The following is a 6,387-nucleotide window of genomic DNA, read 5'->3' as shown; positions in this document are numbered from 1 at the left end:
GCGCCCAGCAGGTCGGTCAGGCGGGTGTTGCCGTAGGCGTGCCGCTTGAAGTACGCCTGCACGCCCCGGAAGAACTCGTCCATGCCGACGTACGCCACCAGCTGCTTGAGCACGGACGCGCCCTTGGCGTAGGTGATGCCGTCGAAGTTGACCAGGACGTCGTCCAGGTCGTTGATCTCCGCCATGATCGGGTGGGTGGACGGCAGCTGGTCCTGCCGGTACGCCCAGGTCTTCATGGAGTTGGCGAACGTGGTCCACGAGTGCGGCCAGCGCGAGCCGGGTGCGTGCGCCTGGCAGGCGATGGAGGTGTAGGTGGCGAACGACTCGTTCAGCCACAGGTCGTTCCACCACTCCATGGTGACCAGGTCGCCGAACCACATGTGGGCCAGCTCGTGCAGGATCGTCTCGGCCCGCACCTCGTACGCCGCGTCGGTCACCTTGGACCGGAAGACGTACTGGTCGCGGATGGTGACGGCGCCCGCATTCTCCATCGCGCCCGCGTTGAACTCGGGCACGAAGAGCTGGTCGTACTTGGCGAACGGGTAGGCGTGGTCGAACTTCTCCTGGAACCAGTCGAAGCCCTGCCGGGTGACCTCGAAGATCGCGTCGGCGTCGAGGAACTCGGCGAGCGAGGGCCGGCAGTAGATGCCGAGCGGCACCGACTGGCCGTCCTTCTCGTACACGCTGTGCACGCTGTGGTACGGGCCGACGATCAGCGCGGTGATGTACGTCGAGATGCGCGGCGTCGGCTCGAACACCCAGACGTTGTCCTGGGGCTCGGGGGTCGGCGAGTTGGACACGACCGTCCAGCCCTCGGGCGCCTTCACGGTGAACTGGAAGGTGGCCTTCAGGTCCGGCTGCTCGAAGGAGGCGAAGACGCGGCGGGCGTCGGGCACCTCGAACTGCGTGTAGAGGTACGCCTGGTCGTCGACCGGGTCGACGAAGCGGTGCAGGCCCTCACCCGTGTTGGTGTACGCGCAGTCGGCGACGACCCGCAGGACGTTGCGGCCCTCGAGCAGACCGGGCAGGGCGATCCGGGAGTCCTCGAAGACTTCGGCGGGGTCGAGCGAGTCGCCGTTCAGCGTCACCTCGTGGACGGCCGGGGCGACCAGGTCGATGAAGGACGCGGCGCCGTTCTCGGCGACGTCGAAGCGCACCGTGGTCACGGACCGGTAGGTGCCGCCCTCCTGCGCGCCGGAGAGGTCGAGATCGATCTCGTACGAGTCAACGGTGAGCAGCTTCGCCCGCTGCTGCGCCTCTTCGCGAGTCAGGTTTGTGCCAGGCACGCGGTCATCTCCTCGTGATGTGTGGGTGCGGTCATCCTTCCACGTCGCGCCGCAACTGAACGGGCGGTCACCGGCTGCCGGTGACCGCCCGTCCTCACGCGAGGCTCCTCGGGGCCCGCCCTACGCCGAACGGGCGCTCAGCTCCGCCGCCACCAGCTCCGCGATCTGCACCGCGTTCAGGGCCGCGCCCTTGCGGAGGTTGTCGTTGGAGATGAAAAGGGCGAGGCCGTTGTCCACCGTCTCGTCGCGGCGGATGCGGCCGACGTAGGACGGGTCCTGGCCGGCGGCCTGGAGGGGGGTCGGGATGTCGGAGAGGGCGACGCCGGGGGCGCCGGCCAGCAGCTCGGTGGCGCGCTCCACGTCGAGCGGACGCGCGAAACGGGCGTTGACCTGGAGGGAGTGGCCGGAGAAGACCGGCACGCGCACACAGGTGCCGGAGACCTTCAGCCCGGGGATCTCCAGGATCTTGCGGGACTCGTTGCGGAGCTTCTGCTCCTCGTCGGTCTCGTTCAGGCCGTCGTCGACGAGGTTGCCCGCGAAGGGCAGCACGTTGAAGGCGATGGGGCGCTTGTAGACGGCCGGCTCGGGGAAGTCCACGGCCGAGCCGTCGTGGGTCAGCTTGTCGGCGTCCGCCACGACCTTCTGGGTCTGGCCGTGAAGCTCGGCCACGCCCGCGAGGCCCGAGCCGGACACCGCCTGGTAGGTGGCGACGACCAGCGCCTGAAGGCCCGCCTCCTCGTGCAGCGGCTTGAGCACGGGCATCGCGGCCATCGTGGTGCAGTTCGGGTTGGCGATGATGCCCTTGGGGCGGTTCGCGACCGCGTGCGGGTTCACCTCGGAGACCACCAGCGGCACGTCCGGGTCCTTGCGCCAGGCGGAGGAGTTGTCGATCACCACGGCGCCCTGCGAGGCGACCTTCTCGGCCAGCGCCCTGGAGGTGGCGCCGCCCGCCGAGAACAGCACGATGTCCAGGCCGGTGAAGTCGGCGGCCGCCGCGTCCTCCACCGTCACCCCGTCCAGGACGGTCCCCGCGGAGCGGGCCGAGGCGAACAGGCGCAGCTCGGTGACCGGGAAGTCGCGCTCGGTGAGGATCCTGCGCATGACCGTGCCGACCTGACCGGTGGCTCCGACGATTCCGACCCTCACGGCGACTCCTTAGCGTGTGCTGCTGTACGTGCCTGTCCTGCCCGTGTGCTCGGCACAGGCCCTTCCATCATGCGGCCGACCCCGGCCCACGTGTCCAATTCTTTGCCCGGTGTGCCCGAGGAGTGGGACGGGCCCGGCCGGGCCCCGGTCGCGGAACTGCGGTGCTCACCCCGGACGAGCCGCAGATGTTCGTCCGGCGGGGCCCCCGTGCCGCAAGCCGTGCTGCCGTCGTCCCTGCCCGTCCCGTCCCGGCCCATACGGCGATGTGACGTACGCCTCTGCCGGCGTCTGATGCCTTTCGCCGCATTCCCTGAACTCCGTGCGGCCGCGGCGAACGTTTCGGGCCGCCGCCGCGTCGTAGGACTGACGCGGTGAGGGGAGGGCTTGTGCTGCGCAGAAGGGCGCGCCTCGGCCGGGAGGCGGCCGGCGGTGATCCGCTGGACGCGGCGCAGGAACGCCGGGTGCGGGCGGTGCTCGCGCTCGGCGGGGTGCCGCAGGCGGACCTGCCGGACGGGGTGCAGCAGGTCCGCCTGCGGCTCCTGGAGCGGGCCGCGAGCGGCCGCGAGGCCCCGCGCGACGTCTCCGCCTGGGCCGCGGTGGTCGCCTCCAACCTCGCCATGGACTGGCAGCGCGCCCGGCGCCGCCAGGACCGGCTCGGCGAGCGGCTCGCCGCCCTGCGCCCGCCGGAGCACACGGCCGGCGGCGAGGACACCCGGCTGCTCTCCCTCGCCGTGGCCCGGGGACTGGACGAGCTGCCCGACGCCCAGCGGCAGGTCGTCGTGCTGCGCTTCTACGCCGACCTGCCGGTCCGCTCCATCGCCGAGCAGCTCGGGGTGCCGGAGGGCACGGTCAAGAGCCGGCTGCACACCGCCGTACGTGCCCTGCGCGACCGGCTGCACCAGGACGAGGTGGTGTGAGATGACCGCCGGACACGAGCCGCACGAGCCCCACGAGCGGCCCCACGGGCCCTGCGGCCCCCGCGAGCGCGTCGACCCGCTGACGGCCGCCCTGACCGGCGAACCGCTGCCCCCGGGCGCGGAGGCGGACCCCGTGTACCTGGCTGCCCACCGGGCGGCCGCGACCGACCTCGCCCTGCTCCGTGAGCACCTGGAGCTCATCGCCGACGCGATCGCGGAACCGCCCGCTCCCGCACCCGAACCGCGGGCCCGCCGGGCGGGCGCGGTCCGGGTGCCCGGCCGGCGGTGGGCGCGTGGGCGCCGGCCCCGGACCCTCGCCCTGGGGGCGCTCGCCGCGGCCGCCGCCGCTTCGGCCGTGTTCGGGCTGGGGTGGCTCGTCTCGCAGGGCGCCGGAACCGGCCTCGACGCCGGGGGCAGTGCCGACAAGGAGGTCTCGAGCCGGGGCGCCGCGTCCGTGTTCGGCACGCCCGGCTACCTCGCCTGCGCGCGGCTCGTCGCCGAGGGCGACGTGCGGCGGGTGCAGCGGGTGCCGGGCAGCGACAGGGACCGGGTGACCCTGCGCGTGACCCGCTCGTACGAGCCCGCGAAGGCGGGATTGGAGGTCACCTTCCTGGTGGCGGAGCCGGCCGTTCCGGGGCAGGGCGACCACGTCCTCGTGGGGATCCCGCGCCATGCCGCCTCCCCCGACACCCTGGTCACCGGTGAGCGGGACATCGCCCCGCTGCGCGACCGGATCACCGGCGCGCTGGCGACCGCGCGCACCCTGACCTGCGAGCAGCCGTGAGCGGGCCGGCCGCGACGGTACCCGCCGTGACCGGTGCCTCAGCCGCGTGAGCGGGCGTAGTGGCGGGAGGCCTTGGCGCGGTTGCCGCAGGCGGCCATCGAGCACCAGCGACGGGTGCCGTTGCGCGAGGTGTCGAAGAAGTGCAGCACGCACGACTCGTGGGCGCAGGCCCGGATGCGGTCCGGCGCGGTGGTGAGCAGCTCCAGGTAGTCGCGGGCGGCGAGCCAGGCGGGTCCCCAGGACGGGTCGGCGAACTCGGGCCGCTCGACGGGGCCCCGCGCGGTGAGCCCGGCCCGGATGCGCCCGTGCGCGAGTACGGCGTCGACGAGCGGGGCCCCCTCCTCCGGTGAGCCGTCGACGGCCGCCTTCAGCGCGTCCCGCGCCTGGAGCAGATGCCGCAGCACGGCGGCGTCCGGCGCGTACTCCTCGTCCAGCCCGTTGGCCGCCAGCCACACGGCGAGGCCGTCGGGGCCGGTGAGCAGGTCCTGGAGGGAGCCGTCCCGGTTCCACCGCGTGTTGAGCAGGTCGAGCGCGAGGGGCTCGCCTGTCAGGGGACGGGGATCGCGGGCACCGGACATGGGACCACTCCTTCTCTGCTAACCCCTCAAGAGTAGATGACCGGTTGACCGCGGGCCAATCTAACCCTTAAATGGTCGATGACAGGTTAAGAAGTTCCGATCGTCATCGAACGAGGTGTCCCATGACCCTGCGCACCGGCCACATCGGCCTGAACGTCACCGACCTCGACCGCTCGCTCGCCTTCTACCGCGACGTGCTCGGCTTCTCCCTGCTGGCCGAGGGCAAGGAGGAGGGCCGCCGGTACGCCTTCCTCGGGGACGGCGAGGGGGACGGCGAGGGCGGCGGGCAGCCCGTGCTGACCCTCTGGCAGCAGGCCGGGGGCGCGTACTCCGGCGACCGCGCCGGCCTGCACCACCTCGCCCTCGCCGCCGGGTCGGTCGAGCGGGTCAGGGAGTACGAGGCGGCCCTGCGCGCGTACGGCGTGGAGTTCGCCCACGAGGGCGTGGTGGCCCACCGGGAGGGCTCGGCCTCGGGCGGGATCTTCTTCCACGACCCGGACGGCACCCGGCTGGAGATCTTCGCCCCGGAGGGCGCCGAAGGCGCACCGGCCCCGCACGAGTCCGCTCCGACCTGCGGCTTCTTCTAGAGATGGCCGCGCCGACAGAGATGGCCGCGACGACCGCAACCGGACAGGCTCTCCGCGCCGGGGACGGGATCTACCACGCCGGTTCCCGTGCGATGCAGGACCGGGTCGGCGTGCGCGAGGCGGCCGACCATGTCGGCCGGTCGGTGGGCCGGGGCATCAAACCGGTCGCCGCCGCCTTCCTGGAACTCCAGCCGCTGCTCGTCGCCGGCGCCGCCGACCCGGTGAGCGGCGCGGTCTGGGCCGCACCGCTGACCGGCGCCCCGGGCTTCGTCCGGGCCACGGGACCGCACACGATGTCGGTCACCGGCGGCGTGCCCGCCGACGACCCCCTCGCCCGCGCCCTCGCCACGCCGGGCACGTACACCGGAACCATCGCCCTCGACCCGCGCACCCGCCGCCGCATGCGCCTGAACGGCGTGCTGACCCCGACCCGCGCCGGCTTCGCGATCGAGGCGGACCAGGTGTTCTCCAACTGCCCCAAGTACCTTCAGCGAAGGGAGTCCTTTACATACGTCGACCGCACTCCCGGACAGAAACGCCGCGGCGCCGAACTTACGTCAGAACAGCGGGACTTCGTGGCCGCCGCCGACACCTTCTTCCTGGCCACGGCGCACGGCCGCGGCGCCGACGCGAGTCATCGGGGAGGCAACCCCGGTTTCGTACGGGTGACTTCGCCGCGCGAACTGCTCTGGCGCGACTACCCGGGCAACTCCATGTTCCTCTCCCTCGGCAACCTCTCGGCCGACCCGCGTGCGGGGCTCCTCTTCCTGGACTGGACGAACGGCACGACCCTGCAGCTCACCGGCGAGGCGCGCACCGAGTTCGGGGCGGACGGGGAGCGCCGGGTGCGCTTCACGCTCGCCGAGGCGGTCCAGCGGGACGCGGCGCTGCCGCTGCGCTGGGCTCCGCCCGAATACTCACCGGCCAACCCATTGCTGCCGTAACGTCACCGCATGCGCAAGGAGTTGAGGGTGGCGGCCTACGCCGTGTGTGTGCGGGACGGACGGATGCTGCTGGCCCGCTGGGTCGCCCGGGACGGCGCCCGCCGCTGGACCCTGCCGGGCGGTGGCATGGAACACGGCGAGGACC

The 6,387-nt window shown here is 72.7% G+C and carries 8 protein-coding genes; 5 read left to right on the top strand and 3 right to left on the bottom strand.

Going from position 1 to position 6,387, the window contains the following annotated elements:
- A partial coding sequence (gene pepN, locus IE249_RS37475; RefSeq protein WP_229858631.1) for an aminopeptidase N occupies nucleotides 1-1,286 on the bottom strand: 1,286 nt, incomplete at its 3' end.
- A 120-nt stretch (nucleotides 1,287-1,406) separates the two neighbouring features.
- Nucleotides 1,407-2,432: an aspartate-semialdehyde dehydrogenase gene (locus IE249_RS16255; RefSeq protein ID WP_189705542.1), complete on the bottom strand. Its 1,026-nt coding sequence runs from the start codon at nucleotides 2,430-2,432 to the stop codon at nucleotides 1,407-1,409.
- Between the two features lie 386 nt (nucleotides 2,433-2,818).
- Here IE249_RS16255 and IE249_RS16250 point away from each other — a divergent pair, with 386 nt between their 5' ends.
- Together IE249_RS16250 and IE249_RS16245 are read left to right on the top strand one after the other, a co-directional pair.
- On the top strand, nucleotides 2,819-3,349 hold the full coding sequence (locus IE249_RS16250) for an RNA polymerase sigma factor (RefSeq protein WP_189705722.1): 531 nt from the start codon (nucleotides 2,819-2,821) through the stop codon (nucleotides 3,347-3,349).
- Nucleotide 3,350: 1 nt separating this feature from the next.
- Complete coding sequence (locus tag IE249_RS16245) at nucleotides 3,351-4,133, top strand: hypothetical protein (RefSeq protein ID WP_229858626.1); 783 nt, start codon at nucleotides 3,351-3,353, stop codon at nucleotides 4,131-4,133.
- Between the two features lie 38 nt (nucleotides 4,134-4,171).
- On the opposite strand, the gene IE249_RS16240 is transcribed toward IE249_RS16245, so the two are convergent.
- Nucleotides 4,172-4,711 carry a CGNR zinc finger domain-containing protein gene (locus tag IE249_RS16240; RefSeq protein ID WP_189705541.1) on the bottom strand — a complete coding sequence of 180 codons (540 nt, stop codon included), beginning with the start codon at nucleotides 4,709-4,711 and terminating at the stop codon, nucleotides 4,172-4,174.
- A 122-nt stretch (nucleotides 4,712-4,833) separates the two neighbouring features.
- Here IE249_RS16240 and IE249_RS16235 point away from each other — a divergent pair, with 122 nt between their 5' ends.
- The 3 genes from IE249_RS16235 to IE249_RS37470 all read left to right on the top strand — a co-directional run.
- Complete coding sequence (locus IE249_RS16235) at nucleotides 4,834-5,298, top strand: VOC family protein (protein WP_189705540.1); 465 nt, start codon at nucleotides 4,834-4,836, stop codon at nucleotides 5,296-5,298.
- A gap of 20 nt (nucleotides 5,299-5,318) precedes the next feature.
- On the top strand, nucleotides 5,319-6,242 hold the full coding sequence (locus tag IE249_RS16230) for a pyridoxamine 5'-phosphate oxidase family protein (protein ID WP_189705720.1): 924 nt from the start codon (nucleotides 5,319-5,321) through the stop codon (nucleotides 6,240-6,242).
- Between the two features lie 9 nt (nucleotides 6,243-6,251).
- Nucleotides 6,252-6,387 (top strand): NUDIX hydrolase (locus IE249_RS37470; protein WP_229858718.1); only part of this gene is annotated, 136 nt, incomplete at its 3' end.

This window comes from Streptomyces anandii JCM 4720 (genome assembly GCF_014650655.1).
GTDB lineage: Bacteria > Actinomycetota > Actinomycetes > Streptomycetales > Streptomycetaceae > Streptomyces > Streptomyces anandii.
Note: the sequence above shows the minus strand (reverse complement) of the source record. Positions and strands in the feature narration are given on the sequence as shown.

Coding starts and splice junctions, on each gene's coding strand:
- IE249_RS16245 (WP_229858626.1), top strand. CDS start 3,351: ATGACCGCCGGACACGAGCCGCACGAGCCCCACGAGCGGCCCCACGGG.
- IE249_RS16240 (WP_189705541.1), bottom strand. CDS start 4,711: ATGTCCGGTGCCCGCGATCCCCGTCCCCTGACAGGCGAGCCCCTCGCG.
- IE249_RS16235 (WP_189705540.1), top strand. CDS start 4,834: ATGACCCTGCGCACCGGCCACATCGGCCTGAACGTCACCGACCTCGAC.
- IE249_RS16230 (WP_189705720.1), top strand. CDS start 5,319: ATGGCCGCGACGACCGCAACCGGACAGGCTCTCCGCGCCGGGGACGGG.